This is a genomic window from Streptomyces sp. NH27 (assembly GCF_056859195.1).
In genome coordinates this window covers 1-1,713 of the sequence record NZ_JACEGK010000873.1, presented here as the reverse complement: position 1 = coordinate 1,713, position 1,713 = coordinate 1, and the positions used below count along the sequence as shown (strand labels likewise).

The following is a 1,713-nucleotide window of genomic DNA, read 5'->3' as shown; positions in this document are numbered from 1 at the left end:
GCGCACAGGCAACCCCCACCCCCGAGTGATCCGACCATCCGCGCAGGTTATTGACGCGCCCTCACCCGCTGGCTAGCTTCCGAGGAGAGCGCTCTCCCCCCAGTGCTCGCCCAGTGGCGTGCCTCCGTACGCCAGTTCAAGGCTCAGGAGCCCCCCATGCGTGCAATGAGACCACTGCGCATCGCCGTTCTCGCGGCCGTCCTGACAACGATGTCAACCGCCGTGGCCCACGGCGCGGCGCCACCGGTGAAGGCGTCCTCCGCGGCGCCCTCGGCGAGCGCGGCCACCACGATCTGCAACGCGTACTGCGACGCCCGGGACCCGGCGCTGAGCACGCAGGACCGGCAGCCGGTGAGCACTTCGGTCAACTCGCGTTCGATCGTGTTGCACTTCGACGACGATGACGCGATGGCGTGGGCGTCGATCGACAACGGCGGCGCGGGTGACGAGGTGTGGCTGGACCGCTCGATGGACGGTGGCCGTACCTGGAGCGACGGCAGCAAACTCGGCGACACCTCGGTGCCGTCCGGGTCGGGCGGTTGGCGCACCATGATGTACAACGTCGACGACTGGAACAACGAGGGTGTCGGCGCGGTGCGGGCCTGCGGCCAGGCGTCCGGTTCGAGCGACATCGCGTGCACCTCGTGGGCGCGCACCACCTGGAACGCGTGGTCCCGGGGCACCGCCGCGGCGACCGCGCTGATGATGTCGTACGACCGCGGCAGCAAGCTGTTCGGCGGCAACGGCTGGTGGACCAGCGCCAACGCGCTGACCGCGATCATCGACAACGCCCGGATCAGCGGCATGCCGAGCTACAAGTACGCGATCAGCGAGACGTACGACGCGAACATCAACGCGCAGGACGGCAACTTCACCAACAGCTATCTGGACGACACCGGTTGGTGGGGCCTGGCCTGGGTCGACGCGTACGACGCGACCGGTGACAGCCGCTATCTGAACACCGCGCGGGCGGACGCGGACCACATGTTCGACAACTGGAACACCACGTGTGGCGGCGGGGTGCGGTGGAACACCGGCGGCGAGTACAAGAACGCGATCACCAACGAGCTGTATCTCTATCTGAACTCCGCGCTGCACAACCGCATTTCGGGTGACACCAGCTACCTGGGCCGGGCGAACACCGAGTGGTCGTGGTTCCAGAACAGCGGCATGATCAACGGCGACCACATGATCAACGACGGCCTGAACGACTCGTGCGTCAACAACGGCCAGACCACCTGGACGTACAACCAGGGTGTGGTGCTGGGCGGGTTGACCGAGCTGTACAAGGCGACCGGTGACTCGGGCCTGCTGGACACCGCGCGCACCCTGGCCGACGCGTCGACCGTCAACCTCCAGTCCGGCGGTGTGCTGCGCGAGCCGGGCGAGGGTGACGGCTGCACCGGCGACGGCCCGAGCTTCAAGGGCGCCTACGTGCGCGGGCTGGGCAAGTTGAACGACCAGCTCTCCGACCACCCGTACGCGGCGGACCTCAGCGCGTGGGCGAACTCGGCGTACAACAACGACCGCAACTCCCTCGACCAGTACGGCCCGCACTGGGCCGGTGGCGCCGGCAGCAGCGACTACGGCTGCCAGCAGAGTGTGCTCGATCTGCTCAACGCGGCTGGTTGACAAGGCCGTTCGCACTTCGCACGCGGACGACGCTCACCGCGATCTGACGTTCCATCGGTAGGCGCATGCACGGTTCGCGAC

General features: G+C 67.7%; 1 protein-coding gene. It reads left to right on the top strand.

What is annotated here, in order from left to right:
• Window positions 1-156 precede the first annotated feature (156 nt).
• Window positions 157-1,632: a glycoside hydrolase family 76 protein gene (locus AC13HU_RS36680; protein WP_483046325.1), complete on the top strand. Its 1,476-nt coding sequence runs from the start codon at window positions 157-159 to the stop codon at window positions 1,630-1,632.
• Window positions 1,633-1,713 lie beyond the last annotated feature (81 nt).

Coding starts and splice junctions, on each gene's coding strand:
- AC13HU_RS36680 (WP_483046325.1), top strand. CDS start 157: ATGCGTGCAATGAGACCACTGCGCATCGCCGTTCTCGCGGCCGTCCTG.